Below are 23562 nucleotides of genomic sequence, written 5' to 3'. Positions count from 1 at the left end.
TTTGTAGAAAAAATAATAGCTTTGCCTTTATTTTATCAAAGGCAAAGCTATTATTATACTTAAAAGAAGTACCAGTACAGAAAACTTATTTGCGGAAGCCCATTTCTGTTTGTGCTAATGGCCAATATTTAATGCCAACCTTCCCAACTAGCTGTTCTTCAGAGATAAATCCAAATGACCTACTATCTAAGCTATCAGGCCTGTTATCACCCATTACAAATAATTTCCCTTCTGGTACAGTTGTTTTTTCTGTAACATCCTCTAGTGTAAAATCTTCCGTAAATGGTTTCTCATTACTTTTCTTTTTTAACGAATCCAGAAAATCCTCTTTTACATATTCACCATTTATATATAACTTGTCATCTTTATATGTGATTTCATCTCCAGGTAAACCAATTACCCGCTTTACGTAATCTTCTTTTTTATTTGCATGAAAAACAATGACATCCATTCGATCTACATCCTGTAAATCATAGACAACTTTGTTCACCATCATCAAGTTTCCATCATAAAGCGTTGGTTCCATTGACTCTCCATCAACTACATAACTTGTAAATATAAAGTTCTTGAAAACCAATGCTAATACAATCGCAACGAATACAACCGGTAGTAAACGTCGATAATTTATTTTTTGCATAGTTCTTCACTCCAAGGTTCTAATCCTATCTAGCTACTGCGCTAGTAATGATGCGCATCCGCTTTTCTTTATTAGTTTACCCGGAATGTTTCACGCTTAACCCTCGTTTTCTTCCCGCTCACGGGCTTCTTTCTCAAGCGTCTTCTTTTGTATACGTTTCTCTACATATTTTCCAATTAACCAAAACGCTATTATACATGCCGCTACAACAATTGACTTTGTTGGATTTTGCGCAAATGACGCTATACTTGCACCCACATATGCCATCGTAAAAATCATCACCGATTTACCCAGCAAAACAGCTAGTACAAATTGTTGAATACTGATTTTAGACAATCCTGCCACTACATTAATGATGGCTGATGGTGAAAATGGAAAACACAATAATAGAAATAATGGTCCAAATCCATGCCGTTCGAGCCAAGCAGTTACCTTTTGTACTTGCTTGTTTCTACGTATCGCCTTAAATATCCGTTTATCTCCCAATCTACGTATAAGTAAAAATACAAATACGGCACCTACACTAGATCCTGCCCATGATAATAGGAAACCTTCCAATAATCCATATGCTGCAGAGTTCGCAAATACAAATACTACTAACGGCAGAAAGGGTAAGAATGCCTCAAGAAATGGGAATAATAGACCCGGCAATGGACCCAGGCTTTCATAATCACTTAATAATCCTCGAATAAATTCATCTAATCTGTCTTGCTCCACCAATAGTTTAATGTTCGCTATACTAAAGTCCGAAAATTGCATGTAGATTGATCCCCTCATCCTAAAACGAATACTCTTATACTTGTATAACCTAGTTTAACTATTTTTATTGTAAAGTAAACTAATCTTTCTGCATATGGAAAAATAAAAATCAGCTTCAGTCTTTTCATTTTACAAATTCCATAATTTTATAGTGTATTTTTTGATGGATTTGTCATATAATAAAATAAGAACAAATGTTCGTTTTGGAGAGGAGATATACTTATGCGCTATCTTAATGAGGAAGAATTACAGGTAGCATCACGCTTTCTGTTTCTTTCGATGGCAATAGTTGTGATTCAACAAGATGTTCAACATGTCCAAAAAGGAGCTTTTAAAATTAAAGAACCCTATACTCAGCTTTTAGAAAAAATGATTTCAGAAGCAACCAATGAACGTAGACAATTACGTCAAACCATGCAGAAGAAAAATATAAAAGTGGTCACGCTAAATAAAAATGATTCATTTTCATCTTTTCTATTTCTTTGCCAAAGTCGAGAGGAAAAGCGGAATTACTTTAATCCGGCTATCCGGAAAAAGGTGGAAGTCATTCTTCAGGAACTTATGCATAAGGCTCTGCCACCATATCAGCGCCCTGTCTCCGCAAATACTTGATTCGGTTGTCCAACAGGTAGCGAAATTGTGCTGTACGCTGAATTTGGTTCAGCATCGAGCCGTAGGAAACATCGATGGTAACGGACTTACCATTCTTAAAAAGTATCTCAGTGCAATGATTGTCGGTCATCTTAAGCTGATCAATGTGAGTATGTGCTATCCAGGAGCATTTAGTGTTTATTGGTGAAATTGTGGGGAAGAAATACATGCCGCTACTTGGATCGATAGCGATAGGTGCTTTATGTGTGATATTGCATATATCGCGAGTTCCTTCTTGTCTGCCTTTTAGACTTGCACCAAAGGATTTACACGCAAAGTCAACCAGCTTAGTAGGAGAAGGCTCTACAAAAAATTCTTCCTGCGTTTCCAAAACACACGTAGTGTATTCCTCGGTTTTCCCAAAGTCAGCTAAAACAGCCATTGTAAATGGAGTAATTTCATATGATGGAGAATAATAGTTCTTAACCATTTTGTCATCCTTTCGTTGTAAAACGAAAAGAAAGAAGCTTATAATTAATTTACCAAACTTTTAGACAAAAGAATACAAATTTTTTGAAAAAACGTGATTTATTTTGCTTATCCCTGATAATTTTCATCCTGGGAAACTACTTCTTCATCTATTTCCTGGTTAACTCCCGAATCCATTACCACATTTTCAGGTCCGTGAAAATCTGGGTTTAAGATTGTAAACGTTGGTATTTCTTCTCTCTTTTTCTTCATACCTGAACCCTCCTTTTTACTACCTAGTTTGGCGTAAATAAAGGTGATTCATACATCATTATTAGAAAAACTATTACATGAAATAACAAGTCATGCAGAACATTTTCTGCATGACTCCAATTCCCTACTTTTAATTTTTCACGTTTGGACGAAGGTTTTTTCGCAAAATTTTTCCAGTCGTGTTTTTTGGCAATTCATCAAGGAACTCAATTTCTTTTGGAACTTTATATTTTGCTAAATGACCTTTACAGAATTCGAGTAATACATCCTCCTTTAAGGATGGATCTTGTGTTACGACAAAACCAATAACTGCTTCACCAGTATTAGCGTTAGGTGTACCGATTACGGCAGCTTCAGAAACACTTGGATGTGCGTAAAGTATCTCTTCAACTTCTCTTGGATAAACATTGTATCCACCTACGATAATCATATCTTTTTTACGATCAACGATATAAAAATAGCCTTCATCATCCATACGTGCCATGTCACCAGTGTAAAGCCAGCCATCTTTAAGCGCATGTGCTGTTTCCTCTGGCATTTTATAATAACCCTTCATCACATTTGGACCTTGAACAATCAATTCACCCACTTCGCCAACCGGTACTTCCACGCCAAACTCATCGACAACTTTATTTTCAACGTTTAAAATGTTTGTACCAATTGATCCAGGCTTTCTTGGGCGATCTAATGGATTGAAGCATGTGACTGGTGATGCCTCAGAAAGACCGTATCCTTCAGACACTTTCACATGGAATGCCTGTTCGAACTGCTTTAACAATGCTACTGGCATAGATGATCCACCACTGATGCACAATCGTATACCGGAAAAATTGTCCTCGTTTCCGGCAATACTTTGCAGGAGATAGTTGTACATAGTTGGTACACCGGCAAACACCGTTGCGTCTTGTTCCTTAGCAATTCGAAATACTTCCTGTGGTGAAAAGGTTGGAACAATCAGGATTGTACCACCGTTCATTAATGGTGCATTCAAAGAAACCGTCAGACAAAATACGTGGAACATTGGTAATGCTGCAATTACCCGATCATCACCATTAATAGTCAAATAGTCAGCTACATCTTTTGCATTAGAATAAAGGTTTTTATGTGTCAACATAGCACCTTTTGGCTGGCCTGTTGTACCAGACGTATACAAAATGATCGCAGTCTCTTGCTCATCCAAAGGTGGCGCATCAAAATCCAGACTACCCTCTGCTACTAACTTTGAAAACGATTTCAATTTTGGCAAGACGGAAAATTCGTCAAAGGCCACTTCCTTACCAGACTCACAGGAAATATAATGCTCAACACCTGGTAGTTGTTCAGCAATTGCTTCAAACTTTTCCATTAATACATCCATTGTGATAACTGCTTTAACATCCCCATTTTTCAGGATATACGTCATTTCATGTGCCGTGTAGAGCGGGTTAATCGGAATTACTACTGCCCCTAAGCGCAACGCCCCATATAAACCAATTACATAATACGGGCTATTTCCAACAACTAATGCAATGTGATCCCCTTTTTTGTACCCTAATTCACGTAACCGTGATGCGAACTTTGTTACTGCTCCCTCTAACTCCATGTATGTAGTCGCTTTTTCTTGAAAAACATACGCTGGTTTATTTGGTGATTTTTGAGCCATGTGCGTTAACTGATTACTTAAATCCACCTTTATGCCTCCCCAAATATCATGAATGAATAATCATTCATTTATATGTTAAAATTCATATTAATTATAAAATACAGACAAATTCTTTTCAAGTGTTAAAAATTAAAAGTTGGTAGATTTAAACATTGTGGATGGAAATACTGATGGTTGAAATCCTAATGTAAAAGGCTAAATGAACATCGTATGTCCATTTAGCCTCAAGAATTAATAAATCAAGTTAATAAAATCGTCTTTTGAAATTTTTCCTAGATAATGTGGAATATCTACATTTTCCAGTGCTTCATCTATCGCTTTTCGTTCATGACGCACACCAATTAGCTTTTCTTCAACGTCCGCCACATTTCCAATTCCAAAAAAGTCTCCATAGATTTTGCAGTTTTCAATTATGCCCTTATTCACTTCCAAACGAACGTCGACAAGTCCTGAATCAAACTTGTGTGATGCTTTGGTGTTGAATTTCGGTGATTTACCAAAGTTCCAATCCCAATTCTGGTATCGTTCTTTGGAAATTTGATGTACATTTTCCCAATCCTGTTCTGTTAATTCATAACGTGGAACATCTTTTACATCCTCTACATCGAAAATATAGCGTAAAATGATATCCTTGAATTCATCCATTGTCACTTTTTCTTCAAGGAATTCAGAAATATTCGCTACACGACTGCGAATAGACTTAATTCCTTTCGATTCAATTTTTTCCTTCTTCACATTCAGGGCTGAAACAACATGTTCAATTTCTGAATCAAACATTAATGTACCATGGCTAAACATTCGTCCTTTTGTTGAGAACTGTGCGTTACCTGAAATTTTGCGGCCATCCGCAACAAGGTCATTTCTCCCTTTTAATTCCGCCGGAACACCTAGCTTGTTTAATGCTTCAACAACTGGTTTCGTGAACTTCGCGAAATTGTGGAAGCTCTCCCCATCATCTTTTGTGATAAAGCTAAAGTTTAGATTTCCTTCATCATGGTACACAGCGCCCCCACCAGAAAGACGACGAACAACTTTTATACCATTGTTATCAACGTACTCTGTGTTGATTTCTTCGACAGAGTTCTGGTTTCGTCCTATAATTATTGATGGTCTATTAATGTAAAATAATAAATATGTATCATTTTCACCAAAGTTCTGTAAAACATACTCCTCAAGCGCAAGATTAATACTTGGATCTGTAATACCTTTATTATCGATAAATTTCATGTCGAAATGACCTCCCGTTAGTTTCTCTACACGGCTAATTGTAATGGAAAAGTCCCTTTCAATCAAAAGTTAGATACTATCTTTTTCCCATACCAATCCGGTTTTTGCTAGTTGTATCTTCCCAGAAAAATATTTCTCAGCTTCTAAAACTAAATCATTTGTATCACCATATTGCGGGAGATGACTTAACAACAGTTCACCAACATTCGCATTGCTGGCGATAGTTGCACCTTCTTTACTGGTCATATGCCCAGCTGCTGATCCATCTTGCTTTTCATAAAAATTACAGTCCGTGATTAATAGATCAGCATCTTTTGCAAAATCAATCCATTCCTCTTTATAGGTAGTGTCTGCAGTATAAACAATGACATCTTCCCCATCAGAAATACGCATTCCATAACACGGAACAGGGTGATTGGTCTTTAAAAAGCTTATGGAAAATGGTCCAACCTTAAGCTCACTGTTCGGGTCATAGGCAATTCCTTCAGTACATTCATGTGACAACGCCTCAAATTTTTCCTTATTTTCTTTATGACCATAAATCGGTAAAATTTCTTTTTCTTCGCGAATGTACGAATGAACAAGCCATGCATACTGAAGAACACCGATATCTGCAATATGATCGTGATGATAATGCGATAATACAACAGCATCAATGTCCATCACATGTTTATACTTCTGAACCGTCGATAAAGCCCCACTACCTACATCAATCAAAAGCGAAAAATTATCTTTTTCAAATAAATAGGAAGATGTCGCTCCTCCCTCAGCAGGAAACCCGCCCCAAAAACCTATTACTGTACATTTCATACAAACACCTCTTTTTAAAATTTGTTGTAACACACTATTGACTTTATGCATACTGTTATAATACAATGTAAATACTAAATTAAAGGGGGATACACATGAAAAACGTCCTTGAATTTTTCAGATCATTACCGAAGAAGAAATGCCAGCATTGTGGAAATGACATGAATGAGCAAGCAGATTGCTACGGTAATTTATGTGACGAATGTGATCATCCGGCGAGATAATTAGAAAAGCGAAGGCGACTGGTCAGTGACGTACAAATAGATAGGCATGTGAAAAGTACGTTGAACTGTACGTACATTTCATCAGGACTAACTATTTGCTAGTCGCTAGGAGCCGTAGCTAGACAATACAAACCTAGCACTATTTCTAACCTGTACTATAACATATTAGTCATTACCACCTAAAACAGCTACCTAGTTAGCTGTTTATTTTTTTGAAAATTGCTAGTAAGATAAAAATAAGTTAATTAGGAGGGTATACTATGATTTGGTTTCTACTACTTTTGATCCCCTTATTTTTGTTTGGATTTATTGTGGATTATCGGAAAAAGAAGCGTATAAATACAAATCATGATGCGTATAAGCCAAATGGAAGCAACACTGATCATAGGGCACATCACTCTATGGGTGAAAACATTCGTGGTGGCGGTGGTGGCGAACTATGAACATAACAGCTCATGTGGCTGTTTATTTTTTTGATATAAATATCTGAAAAGTCATATCATTCTTTTTGCGTATGATTTATAATTATTTTGAGTTCCGAACTAATTTTGGGAGGTTTATTTGATGACGACTATGACAAAAAGAATGCAACGACATGAAGTACCTGAAAAAAACACTTGGAATTTAACTGATCTCTTTGTTTCACAGGAGGAATGGGAAATTGCTCTCAAAGAAGTTCAACACGATATTATTAATGTTACACAATACAAAGGACAATTAGGATCAAGTGCTACTGTTTTAGTAGATTGTTTAACCGCACTTGAACGTTTTGAAAAAAAGGTCATTCACGTTGCCACATATGCTAGCTTACGAGCAAGTGCTGATGGATCCGATCCGGAAAATCAAGCTAATGCTGCAAAGGTATCATCTGTATTAGCACAAATTGGAGCAAAACTATCTTTTATTGAATCGGAATTATTAACGCTATCAACGGATACAATTCAGCAATATCTCGATGAAAAAGAGGAACTACAACCCTTTAAAAAAATGCTACATGATATCGTTGAAAAAAAGCCATACACCTTATCACCGGAAATAGAAGAAACACTTGCAACTTTAGGTGAAGTGCACGGAGCACCGTTCATGATCTACCAACGAAGTAAATCATCTGATATGGAATTCGATTCAATAACAACGGAAAACGGCGAAGAATTACCTATGTCGGCTGCACTCTATGAAGATCGCTATGAGCTATCAGCTGATACTACTATTCGCAGACAAGCTTATGATTCGTTCATTAAGAGTTTGAATCGCTACAAGAATACATACGCAGCGACATATGCAACAGAAATAACAAAACAGGTTACGATGTCCAGGCTAAGGTCGTACGATTCCGTTACAGATATGTTGTTACATTCACAGCAGGTTACCGAGGATATGTATCATAATCAATTAGATATTATTCAAGAAAAATTAGCACCACACATGCGCAAATTTGCTAAACTGAAACAAAAAGAACTTGGCTTAGAGGAATTACGATTCTGTGACTTGAAAGCACCACTCGATCCAAATTTCAACCCTGAAACAACTTACGAGGAAGCAACATCGACTATTTTGGATGCACTGCAAATCATGGGTAATGAGTACAGTGATATCATGCAAAAAGGTGTTAACGATCGTTGGGTTGATTTAGCAGATAATGTTGGGAAATCAACTGGCGCTTTTTGTTCTAGCCCATATGGTGTTCACCCATACATTTTAATTACGTGGACAGACAATATGCGTGGTGCATTTATTCTGGCGCATGAGCTTGGTCATGCTGGCCATTTTTATTTAGCTGGAAAAAATCAGTCTCTTGTAAACACGCGCCCTTCTACCTACTTTGTGGAAGCACCGTCAACATTAAATGAATTGCTTCTAGCGGATCACATTAAAAATAATACAAATGACAAACGAATGAAACGTTGGGTTATTACTCAGTTACTTGGAACCTATTACCATAACTTTGTCACCCATTTATTAGAGGGAGAATTTCAACGCCGTGTGTATAAGCTGGCAGAAGAAGGAACGCCACTAACCGCTTCTGTGTTAATCAAACAAAAGCGTGAAGCATTAGAAAACTTCTGGGGTGATACTGTCGTATTTGACGAAGGCGCAGGGCTAACGTGGATGCGCCAACCACATTATTATATGGGACTATACCCGTATACTTATTCTGCAGGTTTAACTGTTTCAACTGCAGTAGCACAAAAGATTCAAGAAGAAGGCCAGCCAGCCGTTGATCGATGGTTATCTGTTTTGAAAGCTGGAGGCACATTGCCACCACAAGACCTAGCTAAAATGGCTGGTGTTGATATGTCAAAACCAGATGCAATAAAAACAGCGGTTGCTTATATTGGATCGTTAGTTGATGAACTGGAAATGACATATGAGTGAAGAATTGAGGTAGTTTGAAAGTGCTATTGTACATGTTGCCACACAATTTTTGGCGATTGGCGGATAAATCCTCGTAATGGCGGTTATATTCGCGGATTAGCTGTTATATTTCAGAATTGGCGGTTATATTTTAAAATCAGCGGTTATTTTTGATAATTGGCAGTTATATTTGAAAAACGGCAGATATATGTCCAGAACGGCGGATATCCCTCCAATCTGGTAGCAACCAAAAAGGTGCTCACACAAACTAGTGAGCACCTTCCTTATTTTTCATTTAAAAAATCCAGCACATACCCAACTGCTTTTTCACCTTGTTCAATACAATCTGGAACGCCGACACCTTCAAATGAGCTACCCGCGAGATATACTCCTGGTAATACATCGGCCATTTTACCGCGAACCTTTTCAACTCGTTCATTATGGCCCACAGTATATTGCGGTCTCGCATTTTTCCAGCGTGTAATCACACTGAACTTTGGAGCCTCTGTAATATTCATCGTTTTATTTAAATCATTCAATACAATCTCTTGTATTTCCTCATCAGATAGATCTACTACCTCCTGATCATTCGGACGTCCTACATAACAACGAAGCAAGGCGCTTCCTTCTGGCGTTGTATGCGGCCATTTCTTATGTGTCCATGTACAAGCGGTAATACGGTAATCACTGTTTCTGGAAACAACAAATCCTGTTCCGTCAATGTCGCGTTTTATTGCTGATTGATCAAACGCCATTGCGACATTTGCAACAGATGTAGCCGGAACATCGGCGAATTCTTGAAAGAAGTCGAATTGGCTAAACACTTTCGGCAGTGTGAAATGTGGTGTTGTCATAATAACCGCATCTGCTTTGTAAACTTCGCCATTACTCAATAACAAGTGATAGCCATGGTCCTTTTTCTCTACATGATCAACCGCAACATTTAAATCAACCATATCCTTATCAAGTTTCATTTCTACATGCTTCACCAACGATTCAAAACCGTCTTGAAAAGCGTAAAACACTCCAGTCTTTTTTTTCTTAGACCCAGAGCGTTTCGGCAAAGTCTTCTGCAACCCTTTGATCAGACTTTTATGCTCTTGTTGTATGCGATAAAAATTGGGATATGTTGCCATTAAACTCATATTATCAATGTCGCCAGAATAAATTCCTGATAACAGTGGATCAATTACATTTTCGACTACTTCATTACCGAACCGATGACGAAAAAATCCTCCAAGTGACTGATCTTGTACCTTTTTACCTTTTGGTAACACAAAGTCAAAACCGGCCCGCATTTTCCCTTTGAATGAAAACAGGTTAGAAAATAGAAACGGACGCGCTTTCGTTGGGATTCCCATGTGTGAACCACGCGGTATCTTATGTAGTTTATTATTGACTAAAATGTAGGCTTGGCCAGTCCCATTACGTACAAGTTGATCATCAAGTCCAACTTCTTCAGCGAGTTTTACTGCAGGTGTTTTTTTAGACAAAAACGAGTCGGGTCCACGTTCAATGGTGAATCCATCTTTTTTCAATGTGCTAATTTTGCCGCCTAATTGACTACTGGCTTCAACCAGCTTCACTTTAAATGGTAACCCTTGTTCACGTATTTCTTTTTGTAAATAATAGGCGGCGGATAAACCCGTTATCCCGCCGCCAACAATTACAATTTCCTTCGTATTATCCATTACGCATCACGCTTTACCCTTTTTTGCACAACGTCTGCCAAAGTAGCAATGAAATCTGGATGTACGTTAGGCATTTCTGGTCGATAATATGCTGCTCCCAGTTCATCACAAACTACTTTACATTCATAATCATTATCATATAAAACTTCTAAATGATCTGCGATAAATCCGACTGGTACGTAAACAAATGATCGGTAGCCTTTTTGCTCAAACAGGTCTCGTGTTAAATCCTGCACATCAGGTCCAAGCCATGGATCAGGTGTATTACCTTCACTTTGCCAACCAATTTCATAATTTGTAATTCCTGTTGCTTCAGAAATTAATCGAGCCGTTTCTTTTAGTTGGTCTGGATATGGGTCACCGTTTTGTAAAATTTTCTCTGGTAAACTATGTGCGGAAACAACAAGTACAGCTTTGTCCTTTTCTTCTGCTGACATTTCTGCATAAACAGCATTGATCTGATTTGCCCAGTAATCGATAAATCCGGTTGCATCATACCAGCTTTCAACTGATGTAATTGTTAAATTACCTTGTTTCTCAGCTTCTTCATTTGCTCGATTATTATAGGATTTCACGCTGAATGTGGAATAATGTGGAGCCAATACTAGTGACACCGCTTCTTCTATTCCATCCTTCGCCATTTGACGGACAGCATCCTCAATAAATGGTTCTATGTGTTTTAATCCAATATATACGTGGAATTCATAGTTTTCCTGGAACTCATTAAGCTTTGTTTCCAATGCTTTTGCTTGCTCATTTGTAATTTTTGCAAGTGGTGAAATTCCACCAATAGCCTTATAACGATCTGTTAAGTCCTGTAACATTTCAGGCGATGGCTGACGTCCATGTCTAATATGTGTGTAATAACTTTCAATATCTTCTTCTTTATATGGCGTGCCATACGCCATCACTAATAACCCCATTTTTTTCTTTCCCATTTCTTACACCTCATTTAACAGTTTCTTATTGTTTGGAATAGCTATGGACTAATTCGGTTACCTTTTTTAGGGTAGCGGGCTTGATTTCAGGTGTTACACCATGTCCCAAATTAAATACATATCCTTGCTCCTGCATGCCTTGGTCCAGAATTGCTTTTGTTCTCTCTTCAATCGTGTCCCAATCGGAAAGTAAAATGGCAGGATCTAAATTACCTTGTAAAACTTTTGTGACACCCATTTGACGTGCTTCCTGAATCGAAGTGCGCCAGTCTAATCCAATTACATCAACAGGCAAGTCGTTCCATTCCACTAGTAAATGTCTTGCATTAATGCCAAATAAAATCAATGGAACATCTTCTTTTTGTAGCTCACGGAATATATGTTGCATTGCTGGTTTGATAAAAATTCGATAGTCAGAAGCATTTAATGCTCCTACCCAGGAATCAAATATCTGAATTGCCCGAGCACCTGCATCAATCTGTGCTTTTGCATACGTGATAACCATATCTGCAAGTTTATCCATTAATGCAAACCATGTTTCAGGTTCACGATACATAAGTGCTTTTGTTTTATGATAATTTTTAGAAGGTCCACCTTCAATCATATAGCTCGCTAATGTGAATGGTGCACCACTAAATCCGATTAAAGGAACAGTTAATTGTTCTTCTGTAAGTAATCGAATTGTATCAAGTACATATGGTACATCCGCTTTTGGGTTAATGGTACCAAGTTTTTCTACATCCTGATATGTTTGAATTGGATTGTGAATTACTGGTCCAACATTCTTTTTTATTTCCACGTCCACCCCTAGAGCAGGTAATGGTGACATGATATCCTTATATAAAATTGCGGCATCGACACCATAATTCTCTACTGGCAAACGAGTTACGTATGCACATAATTCTGGTTGATGGGTAATTTCAAATAGGGAATACTTTTTTTTAATTTCACGGTACTCTTTTTGGGAACGTCCTGCTTGTCGCATAAACCATGCGGGAACATGATCTGTTTTTTCCCCATTATAGGCCTTTATTATCGTATCATTCATTTGCTTTAACATATTTTTCACCCTTCTTGACAGCTTAAACTCTACTAACTACTATAGCCGATTTTTTTTGTGGCTGTAAGCAAACCTCTTAGATTGTCATCAATTTGTCGATTACAGCGACAATTCTACTGTATTTGACCTCGCACCTTCAACCTTTGTTAGCGGATTGTATGGAACAACATAATATCGGGTTGTTTGTAAAAGTGGAACGTCATCAATAATAAACTCATTCTTCCCTTTAACTTCCCCAATTCGTTGATCTATACCTTTTTGCTTTTTGTAAATATGATAGACGACACGATCATCATCCGGGCTTGACCATGTTAATTTCCCATCCATTAATGAAAAGCCTCCAAAAGTATAGCCTGCTTTTAAATTTTCAATCTTGGGAAGTTCAATTGGAGCCGGTAAAGCCTCTACATTTTCTGGTTGTTCAAAAGTTGCTGCTAAAGGTTGCTGCTTGTCCACTTCCGTTAAAATTGACTTGGTTAACATGGTAGGATAAGAGCTTCCATCCGTTAGGAAATGATCCTTGCCAGATTGATCATAGCCCATCCACAGTGCACTAACATATTGTGGTGTATATCCAACAAACCATGCATCTTTGTACTCACCTTTTACAAGAGGATGTTGGGTCGATCCTGTTTTACCTGCTAATGCTTTTTCGTAGTCACCAGCTTCTCCAGTACCATTTTTGACAACATTAATTAACATCTCGGTCATGTTCCATGCAACCTGACTACTAAAAACCTGTATTTCTTTATGTTTTCCTTCGACTATCATTTCATTATCACGATTGTAAATGCGTGTAATGGTGTGTGACTCAATAAACTTTCCGCCATGGATAAATGGACGATAGCTTTCCATCATTTTAATTGGCGTTATCCCCTTAGATAAACCTCCAAGCGCAATAGCAAGTCCATTATCTTCAATCGAAATATTCATTTTTTCAAGATATGATTTTGCATAATCAATCCCAATTGAATCGAGTAACCATACTGCAGGTGCGTTCTTAGAAACCCGTAAGGCTTCATAAATGGATACCGTACCTTCATAATTGCCAAGTACATTCTCGGCAGTATACCCGTCGTAACTCGCTTTCTGATCAGGAATCAAGGAATATGGGCCATATTCTTCCCTCATCATTGCTGGACCATAAACCGCGATAGGTTTTATTGTCGAACCGGGTTGTCGTTTTACAGTCACGCGGTTTAAGTTACCAAGCTCGTAATTACGACCTCCAATCGCGGCAACTATATCACCACTTGTCTGATTCATCATGACGAAAGCACCCTGTGTCCCATCCGTATTGCCTGGGAAATACTGATCATCTTTAAATTGTTTGTAAGCAATTCGTTGGATATCTTGATCCATGCTTACAACGATCCGGTACCCACCTCGCTGTAACTCATCGACAGAAATCTCATATTCTTCCGCCGCCTCTTTCATAACTAAATCAACATAGCTATCCACCCATGGAGTTTGTTCTTGTTGGTTCAAGTTCAATCCAAGTGTTTTACCCTGTGCCTGTATGCGCGTTTCGGTTGAAATCTTGCCAGCGTTATCCATCGCTTGGAGCACGACGTTTCTTCTAGCTAATGCTTTTTCGGGATGGTTTATCGGCGAATAACCATTCGGCGCTTTTGCAAGCCCTGCAAGCATCGCCCCTTCCGTCAACGTTAAATCTTCAGCTGATTTGGAAAAAAATAATTGAGATGCCTCTTCGACACCATATACACCTACACCAAAATAAATTTCATTCAGGTACATTTCAAGTATATGTTTCTTTGTAAACTGTCGTTCTAAATAGATAGCAGCCATTACTTCCTTTGTTTTGCGCATCCAGGTTTTATCATTGTGTAAAAAAAGATTCTTTGCTAATTGCTGTGTGATTGTGCTGGCACCTTCAACCTTAGCAAACGCGATAATATCACGGTAAACCGCCCTGGCAACTGACTGAATGTCTACCCCAGCGTGCTCATAAAAACGACGATCTTCAGTAGCAATGAACGCTTCTTGAACGTGCTTTGGAATCTGTTCAATCGATACGAGGGTTCTATTCTCATTGTATAATTCAGCAATTACCTCGCCATCTTTTGTTTCAATTGTTGTAGTAGCATCCAAGATAAGGTCTTCTTCATTTACAACTAGTTTTCCACCAAAGATAATTACTAAATACCCTGAAATTCCTAGAAATGCTATGAGTGCAATAATAATAACAATATGTTTCATATTGAAGGTAAGTTTCTTTTTCTGTTTTTCACTCTGTTCCATTACTTCTTGTTCACCTCTGCACATGATTGTTATAACCAATCACACCATACAGTATACGACAGTTTTCAACAATCGGAAAGTAATACTGTTTATACTATTTACCTTATTTTTTGATTAACAATACACGAAACGGGTATTATGAAATAAAGGAATTGTGAAAGGAGATTTAAGCGAAATGGAAGCATATATGACAAATGGTACATTAGAATTTATAAAAAAAATTATCGATGATCACCCAAAAATTGATTTTCACCTCATGAATAGTGGCGGTAATGCACTTGCTTACTATGAGAACAACCAAAAAAATATTTTTGAATCTGGAAGAGCTTATGAAGTACTACTTAATGATGGTGCAATTCAAAATAAAGGGTTCGTCGTTATGAACAATATTACAGTTACAGAGGACGGTCGAGATGCGTTTGAGGATCGTTTTAAACAGCGTAGTTCCAAACTTGACTCCTCACCCGGATTTCAGGCGTTTCGATTATTACGTCCACAAACCGGAAACAAATATGTTGTGTTAACCCAATGGGCTTCTATCGAGGACTACGATAACTGGAAAAACTCTGATGCCTTTAAAAAACAGCATCAACATAGCGGTGGCGAAACGAAACCTCCTGCCTATTTTGCTGATAAACCTTATATAACAAGCTATAACATGGTTGAACTCGATTAGAACAAAAGACGGAAGCGCCTATTTATATGGCACTTCCGTCTTTTGTTCACTTATTTACTTAAACCATTTTCTTCAAAAAACGTTCGTAGCTGTTCTTCTGTTTTCCCCCCACTTATACGAGCAGATTCTTTGCCATTTTCGAAATGAATGAGCGTCGGTGTTCCTTCTATAGCATACGTATTCCAAGCATCTTGAAACTCTAATACATTCAGCTTTTTCACATCAATTCCCAGCTCTTCTGCTAATGGAACTAGGATTGGCGTTGTACGTCGACAATGTGGACATGTAGGGTCATAAAAATACACCGTTAATGATTCACCGTTATCCAGTTTTTTACTTAATTCATCAGGTAAAATCTGATTTTGATAATTAGGGTCTTCTAACTGGTCAATTGTTGCTTGGTGGAGATCCGTTTTCCCATAAGGATTTTCGCTATCGTCAATTGCTTGATTATTTTTATATTGAACAACAAAATAAAGACCTGCGAATAAAACTACAAGTACTACTGTAAAAATGATCATCTTCTTTTTCATCGACTATTTCCCCCTGTGTTGTTTCAGTAATATGATGTGTAATACAAAAATCACGATAAAAGCCACGCCTGCTAAAAACGGAATTGTGATAAACCCAAAATAATTAATATACTGCGTGTTACAAGGAATAATACCACAGGATCCTGTAGCCTCATGAAATGCAGGTAGCTTTTGAATTAAATAATGGTAGAAAGAAACAAACATTCCTATTCCACTTAAAATAATGCCTGGAAAAGCAATTGACATATCCTTTTTAACCATAGCTACACCGTAAATAATAACTAATGGATACATCAAAATGCGTTGGTACCAGCATAATTCACATGGAACATATCCTATTATTTCCGAAAAGAATAAGCTTCCCAGTAATGCTATTAGGCTTTGAGCCCATATAATGAATAGGAGCGTTTCGCCCTTTTTAGATTGATCCATATATGTATACTCCTTCTTTTAAAGATACATAGGTATTATACAATTCACGCACAAAAAAAACAAAAAAGAGGACTGCATTCCGCTAATCCTCAAATGTAATTAAGTTATTTCTGTGAACATATACTGCTGCTTGTGTACGGTCGTGAACACCGAGTTTTCCCAATACATTACTCACATGCGTTTTCACTGTTTTGATTCCAATATATAGTTTTTCGCTAATTTCCTGGTTTGTCATTCCGTTACCGATACAAATTAACACTTCTAACTCTCGCTCGGTTAAATCATCGTGTGCTTTATGGGAATCAGAACGGAATGTTGACATCATTTTCCCTGCCACTTTGGGCTCAATAACATTTTCACCTTTAGCTGCCTTTTTAATTGCTGTTACAATTTCATCTGCTGATGATGTTTTTAAAAGATAACTGAATGCCCCCGCTTCGATAGCTGGGAAAATCTGCTTATCGTCGTAAAAGCTCGTCAGAATAATAATTTTTGTGTCGACACCATTATTTGTTATAGCGCGGGTTGCATCAATTCCGCTTCCATTTTCCATCATTAAATCCATTAGCACAACATCTGGTTTTTCTTTTATAACTAATGCCGCCCCATCGTTTCCGTTTGAAGCTTGGCCGATAACCTCAATCGTATCGTCGGTTTGTAAATACGATACAATTCCTTTTCGAACTACATCATGATCATCAACCACAACTACTCGTATCATCACTTTTCCCCCTCTTTAACACGGAATTCGTATATCAATATATGTACCCTCTCCCTGGATAGAGCGAATCGTAAATGTACCACCTATTTCCTCACTGCGTTCCTTCATCGTTTTTAAACCATAGGAAGTTTTACGATTGGAATCTTCTCCAACATCAAAGCCTTGACCATTATCTGCTATATGTATGAAAAGCTCGTTTGATCGGTTGGACACCTTTACATTTACCTCATTTGCTTCAGCGTGACGTAATATATTAGATAGTGACTCCTGGATAATCCGAAACACATGTTCTTCAGTAGTTTCTGGTAGTTTAATAGTTTCGTCAATTTCCAATTTAAAATTGAGTGCACTCTTTTGTTCAAGTTCTCCGATTAATTTCTTAAGACCAATCGGAAGTGGGTCACCAGATAAATGTACAGGACGTAAATGTAATAATAATGCACGCATTTCAGTTTGCGCCTGGAGTGCACTTGCCGCTACATCTTCAAGCTGTGATTTTGCTATCTCTGGATTTTTATCAAATTGCTTCAGTGAGGCTTCAGCCATCATCGTTACACCAAATAATTGCTGGCTTACCGAATCGTGAAGGTCTCGAGCCAAACGCTGCCTTTCTTCTATTACCGCTGCTTTATGTGCCGATTTAGCGAAGTCTGCCTTCTCATCTGCCATCCGTTGTAATGACTTTACCTGATTTTGCATTTTATTACCTAATTCATTTAGTTCATTACCAATTCTCGCAATTTCATCATCTTCATTAAAATAGACGCGTGATTGATAGTTTCCATTTGCAAACTGCGTAATTAATACGGAAAAATAATCTAGACGTTCCTTCATATCGCCACTCGATTTAAACCCTACGTACATAGAGAGTAATAAAGCTAGAACAACATATGCCGAGATAAACAAAAAGATACTTTCAGCGGTTAACCATAGGGGTTCAAATAAAACATAAATGGACAGTAAAAAAGATAGTAAAATGACGGTAGTCAAAAACAAGCCATAAAGATGTGAACGAATATAACTAAATCGTATACTATTGAGTCGCTTAAGCATGATCGACCACCTCCATTATACTTTATCTACACGCACAGATCCTGCTTTTAATTTCAATGTAATTGTTAATTTACGTGTTGCTTCCTGATAATCTTCTGATTCATAATATACATTTCTATTTACACCTTCTGATGTTTGCCCCATGACATTAACTTCACCAGCTTTTACAGAAGCATCAATGCGACATGCAACATTCTCCGGCATAAGAATTTGGATATCACCAGCCCAACTGTTAATCCTGATTGGGGTTTCTTTCTCCGGAATAAACGCTTTGGAAAAATCAATATAGTAATCTCCAGCAGCATTATATAAATCCATAGGTTCTACTTTCCAATTAGGTTCGTTAAACTGATGGTCCCCTAAAGAAAAACGATTTCCATGTTTTTTCTTCGTTTTATAGTCAACTGTATTATCTTTTTTGTCATCAGTATCAATCACAAACTTAAAATTTTTGTTGCGTTTTGGTTTTCCAATAATACTAAATCCGATGTAAATAATTAATAACGGCCATAATTTAAAGATGTCCTCAAAGTTAAACATGATGACTTGAAGCTCTCCCAGAACTAATAGGGAACCAAAGACAAATAAAAATGATCCGAAAATCCAACTCCCACCATCATTCCGTAAATCGTCTATAAACCACTTTAACCCAAAGATAATAAATAAGATAGAATACGTATAAGGCCAAATCCCATTCATATTCATATCGATTACATCAAGGTTCTGTAAGACTAATACTATACCTATTAAAATAATAATAAATGCGATTAAGGAACGGATAAATATATTATTCATTTTCATCACTCTTTCTGTTTAGTTGATAACCCATAATGGTTTTATTTTTAAGACAATAAACCCCGATAAACGCAACTACTATGCCGCTAACGATGACTATTGTTTGGATTGAAACTCCTGCTGCAAGTATTAGGGATGTTATCAGATATGATACTGGAACTAAGCCTGTTGAGACCGTCATCAAAAAGCTCATCATTCGGCCTAACATCTTTTTCTCAGTCGTTTGTTGGAGCATTGTCATTAATGGGATATTGATTAATTGAAATAAAAAACCCATTACACCAACAAACCCTGCTGTTAGATAAAGATAATTGGATAAACCTGTTCCGGCATAAAGCAGACCTATTATGATCAGACTTCCAATTAACGCCATTCCTGGTTTTTTCAGATTAAATGTTGCAAGTACAATAGCACCAAGTAATGCTCCAATACCAAGGGACGCTTCAACAGTTGCTAGACTTACGGCATTCCCTTCGAATACATCCTTTACGATGATTGGTAGTCCTATCGATAATGGTCCTGTTAAGAAAAAGTTTATAAAGAGTGCAACAATTACAATAGAAATAACTAGTTCATTTTTCTTTGCGTAACGAAAGCCTTCTTTTAAGTCTTCCAAAGGGGTTGGTCGATCGACCTCTGTTTCATCCTTTGGTAATGAAATGAACAGGACCGCCAATGAGGATAGTACAAGCATACCAAAGGCTATCGAAAACACACCCTCGAATCCTAGTAGCGCAATCATTCCCCCACCTAATGCCGGTCCAAGGATCGGACTGATTTGCGTTGTCATTTGAATTAATGAATTGCCTCGTTGCAATTGATCATCTTCTAAAATCGTTGGTGTTAATGCATTTAATGCAGGGTAACTAAATGCGTCTGAAATACCGAACAAAGCCGCTAGTCCAATGAGATGGAATGCCGTTACGGTATCAGTAAACACAAGAAAGATTAATACGAGAACTAACAACGCCCTTGTTGCATCAGACAGAAATAGAACCGTACGTTTATTAAACCGATCTGCAATTAAACCACCAGCTGTTAATAATAGTAATCTAGGAATAGAAGCAGCTAAAAATAACATTCCGAAATAAAATCGATTGTCATTTAAGGTTAACATTAACCACTCCGCACCTATTAAGTATACATAATAACCTGGAGAAGAAAATAACGCTGCGATAAACAAAAACATAAAATTGCGATTTTTTAATACAGGAACTTCCTTTATTTCCGTGCTAGCATCTGTCATGACGTTCATATGTAACGCCCCCTCCGATATTCGTTTAATCTGTAACTCTAGCTTATCGGATGGAGCAATCTCCCGTAACGACCTTCAGAACGTTTCTTTCTCATCCTTAAGACCGAGGAAATCGTTTTTCTTGTGTGTAAAGAAATCATAAAATGTGACATTGAATATTTTGGTCACTATGCAGGGCCACGTCCAGCTCCGACGTACAGGACGTACTAGTGCCGATAAAGCCACAGGACAAGGAAAACCTCCCTGAAAAGCATCGCACGAAGAAAAAGTGGGTTTCTTTTTCGAGGACGTGGCGTTTTTATCGGCCAGCGCCTAGCCCGCCTGAGGTTTTAAGTCAAATCTCTTTGTGATAAAAATCATCACTAAGAGATTCGTCTTAAACTTGTCGGGGCTGACCAAGGCGCTTGCGCTTTTCTACAATAAATTCATACAACAAGGTCCATAACAGAATAAAAATGAATCCAAAAGCAAATCCAGCTAACACGTCTGTAAGATAATGCACACGTATGATATAACGACTAAATCCAATAAGAAATATTAGGATTGACGCACTTATTTGTAAAGCAATTATAGCCTTTTCTGACTTTATTTTTTTTGATAAAAAATAAACAAGTAACCCATAACAAGCCAATGAAATCATAGCATGTCCGGATGGGAAGCTTGAACCATGGGCTTCTACACCCTCTAGTATTCTTGGACGCTCTCTTTCAACTATGTGTTTAATTCCTACATTTAACAGATTGCTTAAGTATGTTCCTCCGGCAAACATTACACCTACTAACCAATCACGGAAAATTATCCATAATACGATTCCCATAATAATCGTAAATGGGGTTAAAAATGTTCCAGACCCTAACTCTGTAATCCATCTAAATATAAAGTATATGTAAGAATCATCTAAGGCTACTACAAATTCCTTTGTCCATTGATCGACAAATGGAATATTTCCTCTGGTAATTTTCAAAATCCATAATGCAGTAGTGAATAAAACAAATGATAATAGAAAAATATATAAGTATTGGCTTTTATTTCTCATGAAAACTACCTCCCTTTTTTACATATTACACCAAAATGAAGGTTTAAAAATACCTAATTCGGGAAATAGTTATGTAGGCATAGCGAACAAAAGCGCAAGCGCCCGTTTAGCGACGTATGGATTGGACTGAACCGTATGAGATAAAGGAAACACGGTAAGCGTAAGCGAACCGATGTTGACTTATCGTAAGGAGGTAAAGGAAATCCAATAGTCGCTGGGCGCTGGAGCTGGACGTGGCCCTGCATGGCTACCAAAATATTCAATGTCAACATTTTATACATTCTTTACTTACAAGAAAGGCTGGGATTTATAATGGATAAAGAACTACAAGATTTAATTGATGGATTAAATGAAGATTTAGCGAACGAATATGGTGCTGCAATACAATACACGTACAGTGCCTCAGTAGTGTCCGGATTATACCGTTCTGCATTGAAACCTTTTTTCGAAGCAGAAATCACCGATGAAATGGGACATGCACTATACTTATCGGAAAAAATAAAAACATTGGGTGGTACCCCAACTACAAAATCGGCGGAAATACCGCAGCCTACTGAAGTGAAAGATCTTCTGGAGGCATCGTTACAATCTGAAAAAGATACGATTGACCGTTATGAACAACGTAAAGAGCAAGCAGAAAAATTAAACTTTACCGAGCTTGTGATTAAAATCGAAGACATGATTGCAGATGAAACACACCATAAAGAAGAAATCGAGCGTTTATTACAAGATCCACGATTATAATATAAAATTAGATGGCCTTAATAAAGGGTCATCTTTTTTTATTTCGAAATAGACTATATAATAAATGTAATAAGTAGAGGGGGTCTTTAAATGCGAGAACAACTTCATCAACAGATCGACCAGCTACACCAGGAAATGATCGATATACGGAGGTATCTGCATCAATATCCTGAGCTTTCTTTTAAAGAGGAAAAAACAGCACAGTACATTGCGGATTTTTACGAGAAGTTAGGCATTCCTTATCAAACAAAGGTAGGCGGAAATGGTGTAATCGCTACACTTAAAGGAGGAAAGCCTGGGAAAACCGTTGCGTTACGCGCGGATTTTGATGGACTCCCGATTCAGGATGAAAAAGATGTTCCTTATAAATCAAAAGTTGATGGCGTGATGCATGCTTGTGGACATGACGGGCACACAGCAACACTATTGTCCTTGGCAAAGGCCATCCAGCCGTTTCAAGATGAGTTACCAGGTACGATTGTTTTTCTTCATCAACATGCTGAGGAATATGCTCCAGGTGGCGCAAAGCCCATGATCGAATCAGGGGCACTCGATCATGTTGATGCTGTATTCGGAACACATTTATGGGCAACAACTCCAGTCGGTGTCATGCAGACCTCTAAGGACATTTTCATGGCAGGTGCGGACCGATTTGAAATAACGATTCAAGGTCAAGGTGGCCATGGCGGATATCCACATGAAACCAAAGATGCGATTGTCATTGGTGCTGACTTAATCGTTCAGCTTCAACAAATTATTAGTAGACGCATCGACCCACTTCGTACGGCGGTTTTGACTATTGGAATATTTGAAGCTGGAAATGCCTTTAACATTATTGCTGACAAAGCGAAATTAGTCGGTACAATGCGCTATTTGGATATACGTGTACAAGAACAAGTTATCGAAGAAATGGAACGGATCATCAATGGCGTTTGTGTAGCAAATGGAGCTTCCTATAGCCTAAATTATGAAAAGGGTTATCCTCCATTGGTAAACCATGCAGAAGAAGCTGAACTTGTACTGAAAGCAAGTGAACACGTTTCAGAAATTACTACTCGGGAGATTGTTCCACCTGTAATGGGTGGAGAGGATTTTGGTTATTATTTACTTGAGAAGCCTGGGACTTACTTTTTCACAGGTGCTCAAAAAGCAGGAAATGAGTTCCCGCACCATCACCCGAAATTCGATATAGATGAACGTGCACTCCCTATCGCCGCCAAGACATTAATAGAAGCATATTTTGCATACCAGGAAAAGTAATAAGAAAAGCGCAAGCGCCCGTAAAGTGGCGTATGGACTGTGCCCACGCAATGTGGGTAGTTCGATACTTTCCTTGCTACTAACAAACAAAGCATCCATACCGAATTGACTCGGTATGGA

At 37.8% G+C, this 23562-nt stretch carries 25 protein-coding genes; 7 read left to right on the top strand and 18 right to left on the bottom strand.

What is annotated here, in order from left to right; translation table 11 throughout:
- Positions 1-85: 85 nt before the first annotated feature.
- Positions 86-637, bottom strand: coding sequence for a signal peptidase I (gene lepB, locus LG329_RS15370; protein ID WP_404451696.1), 552 nt, complete (start codon positions 635-637; stop codon positions 86-88).
- Positions 638-733: 96 nt separating this feature from the next.
- Positions 734-1396: a TVP38/TMEM64 family protein gene (locus tag LG329_RS15365; RefSeq protein WP_404451695.1), complete on the bottom strand. Its 663-nt coding sequence runs from the start codon at positions 1394-1396 to the stop codon at positions 734-736.
- Between the two features lie 222 nt (positions 1397-1618).
- Between LG329_RS15365 and LG329_RS15360 the strand changes: the two genes are divergently transcribed.
- On the top strand, positions 1619-2008 hold the full coding sequence (locus tag LG329_RS15360) for a hypothetical protein (protein WP_404451694.1): 390 nt from the start codon (positions 1619-1621) through the stop codon (positions 2006-2008).
- Here LG329_RS15360 and LG329_RS15355 read toward each other — a convergent pair.
- The 5 genes from LG329_RS15355 to LG329_RS15335 form a co-directional block, all read right to left on the bottom strand.
- A complete protein-coding gene (locus tag LG329_RS15355) occupies positions 1956-2477 on the bottom strand; it encodes a competence protein ComK (RefSeq protein ID WP_404451693.1) in 522 nt (173 codons plus the stop codon). The two genes, LG329_RS15360 and LG329_RS15355, sit on opposite strands and share 53 nt — an antisense overlap.
- Positions 2478-2584: 107 nt before the next feature.
- The gene (locus LG329_RS15350; protein WP_404451692.1) at positions 2585-2728 is read right to left on the bottom strand and encodes a hypothetical protein; all 144 of its coding nucleotides are present in this window, start codon (positions 2726-2728) and stop codon (positions 2585-2587) included.
- Between the two features lie 130 nt (positions 2729-2858).
- Positions 2859-4397: a fatty acid--CoA ligase family protein gene (locus tag LG329_RS15345; protein ID WP_404451691.1), complete on the bottom strand. Its 1539-nt coding sequence runs from the start codon at positions 4395-4397 to the stop codon at positions 2859-2861.
- A gap of 204 nt (positions 4398-4601) precedes the next feature.
- Positions 4602-5597, bottom strand: coding sequence for a lipoate--protein ligase (locus tag LG329_RS15340; RefSeq protein WP_404451690.1), 996 nt, complete (start codon positions 5595-5597; stop codon positions 4602-4604).
- A 69-nt stretch (positions 5598-5666) separates the two neighbouring features.
- The gene (locus LG329_RS15335) at positions 5667-6407 is read right to left on the bottom strand and encodes an MBL fold metallo-hydrolase (protein WP_404451689.1); all 741 of its coding nucleotides are present in this window, start codon (positions 6405-6407) and stop codon (positions 5667-5669) included.
- A gap of 95 nt (positions 6408-6502) precedes the next feature.
- Here LG329_RS15335 and yhfH point away from each other — a divergent pair, with 95 nt between their 5' ends.
- From yhfH to pepF, 3 genes are all read left to right on the top strand, one after another.
- Positions 6503-6631: a protein YhfH gene (gene yhfH / locus LG329_RS15330; RefSeq protein WP_404451688.1), complete on the top strand. Its 129-nt coding sequence runs from the start codon at positions 6503-6505 to the stop codon at positions 6629-6631.
- Positions 6632-6891: 260 nt separating this feature from the next.
- A complete protein-coding gene (locus tag LG329_RS15325) occupies positions 6892-7074 on the top strand; it encodes a hypothetical protein (protein ID WP_404451687.1) in 183 nt (60 codons plus the stop codon).
- Between the two features lie 130 nt (positions 7075-7204).
- The gene (gene pepF / locus LG329_RS15320) at positions 7205-9007 is read left to right on the top strand and encodes an oligoendopeptidase F (protein ID WP_404456712.1); all 1803 of its coding nucleotides are present in this window, start codon (positions 7205-7207) and stop codon (positions 9005-9007) included.
- 263 nt (positions 9008-9270) lie between these two features.
- On the opposite strand, the gene hemY is transcribed toward pepF, so the two are convergent.
- From hemY to LG329_RS15300, 4 genes are all read right to left on the bottom strand, one after another.
- Entirely contained in the window at positions 9271-10677 is a 1407-nt protein-coding gene (gene hemY, locus LG329_RS15315) for a protoporphyrinogen oxidase (protein ID WP_404451686.1), read from the bottom strand.
- Positions 10677-11615: a ferrochelatase gene (gene hemH / locus LG329_RS15310; protein ID WP_404451685.1), complete on the bottom strand. Its 939-nt coding sequence runs from the start codon at positions 11613-11615 to the stop codon at positions 10677-10679. The genes hemY and hemH overlap by 1 nt, the downstream gene beginning before the upstream one ends.
- A 25-nt stretch (positions 11616-11640) precedes the next feature.
- Positions 11641-12675 (bottom strand): uroporphyrinogen decarboxylase, encoded by a 1035-nt coding sequence (gene hemE, locus LG329_RS15305; RefSeq protein ID WP_404451684.1) that lies wholly within the window; start codon positions 12673-12675, stop codon positions 11641-11643.
- 99 nt (positions 12676-12774) lie between these two features.
- Positions 12775-14937, bottom strand: coding sequence for a transglycosylase domain-containing protein (locus LG329_RS15300; protein WP_404451683.1), 2163 nt, complete (start codon positions 14935-14937; stop codon positions 12775-12777).
- 175 nt (positions 14938-15112) lie between these two features.
- Between LG329_RS15300 and LG329_RS15295 the strand changes: the two genes are divergently transcribed.
- The gene (locus LG329_RS15295; RefSeq protein WP_404451682.1) at positions 15113-15613 is read left to right on the top strand and encodes an antibiotic biosynthesis monooxygenase family protein; all 501 of its coding nucleotides are present in this window, start codon (positions 15113-15115) and stop codon (positions 15611-15613) included.
- A gap of 50 nt (positions 15614-15663) precedes the next feature.
- On the opposite strand, the gene LG329_RS15290 is transcribed toward LG329_RS15295, so the two are convergent.
- The 7 genes from LG329_RS15290 to LG329_RS15260 all read right to left on the bottom strand — a co-directional run bounded on the left by LG329_RS15290 (position 15664) and on the right by LG329_RS15260 (position 21438).
- Positions 15664-16146, bottom strand: a complete 483-nt coding sequence (locus LG329_RS15290; protein ID WP_404451681.1) for a thioredoxin family protein — start codon at positions 16144-16146, stop codon at positions 15664-15666.
- A gap of 3 nt (positions 16147-16149) precedes the next feature.
- Positions 16150-16578 (bottom strand): disulfide oxidoreductase, encoded by a 429-nt coding sequence (locus LG329_RS15285; protein WP_404451680.1) that lies wholly within the window; start codon positions 16576-16578, stop codon positions 16150-16152.
- An 82-nt stretch (positions 16579-16660) separates the two neighbouring features.
- Positions 16661-17299: a response regulator gene (locus LG329_RS15280; RefSeq protein ID WP_404451679.1), complete on the bottom strand. Its 639-nt coding sequence runs from the start codon at positions 17297-17299 to the stop codon at positions 16661-16663.
- A gap of 15 nt (positions 17300-17314) precedes the next feature.
- Positions 17315-18352, bottom strand: coding sequence for a histidine kinase (locus LG329_RS15275; RefSeq protein WP_404451678.1), 1038 nt, complete (start codon positions 18350-18352; stop codon positions 17315-17317).
- Between the two features lie 15 nt (positions 18353-18367).
- The gene (gene liaF, locus LG329_RS15270) at positions 18368-19147 is read right to left on the bottom strand and encodes a cell wall-active antibiotics response protein LiaF (RefSeq protein WP_404451677.1); all 780 of its coding nucleotides are present in this window, start codon (positions 19145-19147) and stop codon (positions 18368-18370) included.
- Positions 19140-20402 (bottom strand): MFS transporter, encoded by a 1263-nt coding sequence (locus LG329_RS15265; RefSeq protein WP_404451676.1) that lies wholly within the window; start codon positions 20400-20402, stop codon positions 19140-19142. The genes liaF and LG329_RS15265 overlap by 8 nt, the downstream gene beginning before the upstream one ends.
- A gap of 376 nt (positions 20403-20778) precedes the next feature.
- Positions 20779-21438, bottom strand: coding sequence for a phosphatase PAP2 family protein (locus tag LG329_RS15260; protein WP_404451675.1), 660 nt, complete (start codon positions 21436-21438; stop codon positions 20779-20781).
- Positions 21439-21750: 312 nt separating this feature from the next.
- Between LG329_RS15260 and LG329_RS15255 the strand changes: the two genes are divergently transcribed.
- Positions 21751-22182 (top strand): ferritin-like domain-containing protein, encoded by a 432-nt coding sequence (locus LG329_RS15255; RefSeq protein WP_404451674.1) that lies wholly within the window; start codon positions 21751-21753, stop codon positions 22180-22182.
- Positions 22183-22272: 90 nt separating this feature from the next.
- Positions 22273-23442 carry a M20 family metallopeptidase gene (locus LG329_RS15250; protein WP_404451673.1) on the top strand — a complete coding sequence of 390 codons (1170 nt, stop codon included), beginning with the start codon at positions 22273-22275 and terminating at the stop codon, positions 23440-23442.
- The last annotated feature ends 120 nt before the right edge of the window (positions 23443-23562 follow it).

The sequence above is a fragment of the Virgibacillus necropolis genome (assembly GCF_044793635.1).
GTDB lineage: Bacteria > Bacillota > Bacilli > Bacillales > Amphibacillaceae > Virgibacillus_F > Virgibacillus_F necropolis_A.
Note: the sequence above shows the minus strand (reverse complement) of the source record. Positions and strands in the feature narration are given on the sequence as shown.

Coding starts and splice junctions, on each gene's coding strand:
- lepB (WP_404451696.1), bottom strand. CDS start 637: ATGCAAAAAATAAATTATCGACGTTTACTACCGGTTGTATTCGTTGCG.
- LG329_RS15365 (WP_404451695.1), bottom strand. CDS start 1,396: ATGCAATTTTCGGACTTTAGTATAGCGAACATTAAACTATTGGTGGAG.
- LG329_RS15360 (WP_404451694.1), top strand. CDS start 1,619: ATGCGCTATCTTAATGAGGAAGAATTACAGGTAGCATCACGCTTTCTG.
- LG329_RS15355 (WP_404451693.1), bottom strand. CDS start 2,477: ATGGTTAAGAACTATTATTCTCCATCATATGAAATTACTCCATTTACA.
- LG329_RS15350 (WP_404451692.1), bottom strand. CDS start 2,728: ATGAAGAAAAAGAGAGAAGAAATACCAACGTTTACAATCTTAAACCCA.
- LG329_RS15340 (WP_404451690.1), bottom strand. CDS start 5,597: ATGAAATTTATCGATAATAAAGGTATTACAGATCCAAGTATTAATCTT.
- LG329_RS15335 (WP_404451689.1), bottom strand. CDS start 6,407: ATGAAATGTACAGTAATAGGTTTTTGGGGCGGGTTTCCTGCTGAGGGA.
- yhfH (WP_404451688.1), top strand. CDS start 6,503: ATGAAAAACGTCCTTGAATTTTTCAGATCATTACCGAAGAAGAAATGC.
- LG329_RS15325 (WP_404451687.1), top strand. CDS start 6,892: ATGATTTGGTTTCTACTACTTTTGATCCCCTTATTTTTGTTTGGATTT.
- pepF (WP_404456712.1), top strand. CDS start 7,205: ATGACAAAAAGAATGCAACGACATGAAGTACCTGAAAAAAACACTTGG.
- hemY (WP_404451686.1), bottom strand. CDS start 10,677: ATGGATAATACGAAGGAAATTGTAATTGTTGGCGGCGGGATAACGGGT.
- hemH (WP_404451685.1), bottom strand. CDS start 11,615: ATGGGAAAGAAAAAAATGGGGTTATTAGTGATGGCGTATGGCACGCCA.
- hemE (WP_404451684.1), bottom strand. CDS start 12,675: ATGTTAAAGCAAATGAATGATACGATAATAAAGGCCTATAATGGGGAA.
- LG329_RS15300 (WP_404451683.1), bottom strand. CDS start 14,937: ATGGAACAGAGTGAAAAACAGAAAAAGAAACTTACCTTCAATATGAAA.
- LG329_RS15295 (WP_404451682.1), top strand. CDS start 15,113: ATGGAAGCATATATGACAAATGGTACATTAGAATTTATAAAAAAAATT.
- LG329_RS15290 (WP_404451681.1), bottom strand. CDS start 16,146: ATGAAAAAGAAGATGATCATTTTTACAGTAGTACTTGTAGTTTTATTC.
- LG329_RS15285 (WP_404451680.1), bottom strand. CDS start 16,578: ATGGATCAATCTAAAAAGGGCGAAACGCTCCTATTCATTATATGGGCT.
- LG329_RS15280 (WP_404451679.1), bottom strand. CDS start 17,299: ATGATACGAGTAGTTGTGGTTGATGATCATGATGTAGTTCGAAAAGGA.
- LG329_RS15275 (WP_404451678.1), bottom strand. CDS start 18,352: ATGCTTAAGCGACTCAATAGTATACGATTTAGTTATATTCGTTCACAT.
- liaF (WP_404451677.1), bottom strand. CDS start 19,147: ATGAATAATATATTTATCCGTTCCTTAATCGCATTTATTATTATTTTA.
- LG329_RS15265 (WP_404451676.1), bottom strand. CDS start 20,402: ATGAACGTCATGACAGATGCTAGCACGGAAATAAAGGAAGTTCCTGTA.
- LG329_RS15260 (WP_404451675.1), bottom strand. CDS start 21,438: ATGAGAAATAAAAGCCAATACTTATATATTTTTCTATTATCATTTGTT.
- LG329_RS15255 (WP_404451674.1), top strand. CDS start 21,751: ATGGATAAAGAACTACAAGATTTAATTGATGGATTAAATGAAGATTTA.
- LG329_RS15250 (WP_404451673.1), top strand. CDS start 22,273: ATGCGAGAACAACTTCATCAACAGATCGACCAGCTACACCAGGAAATG.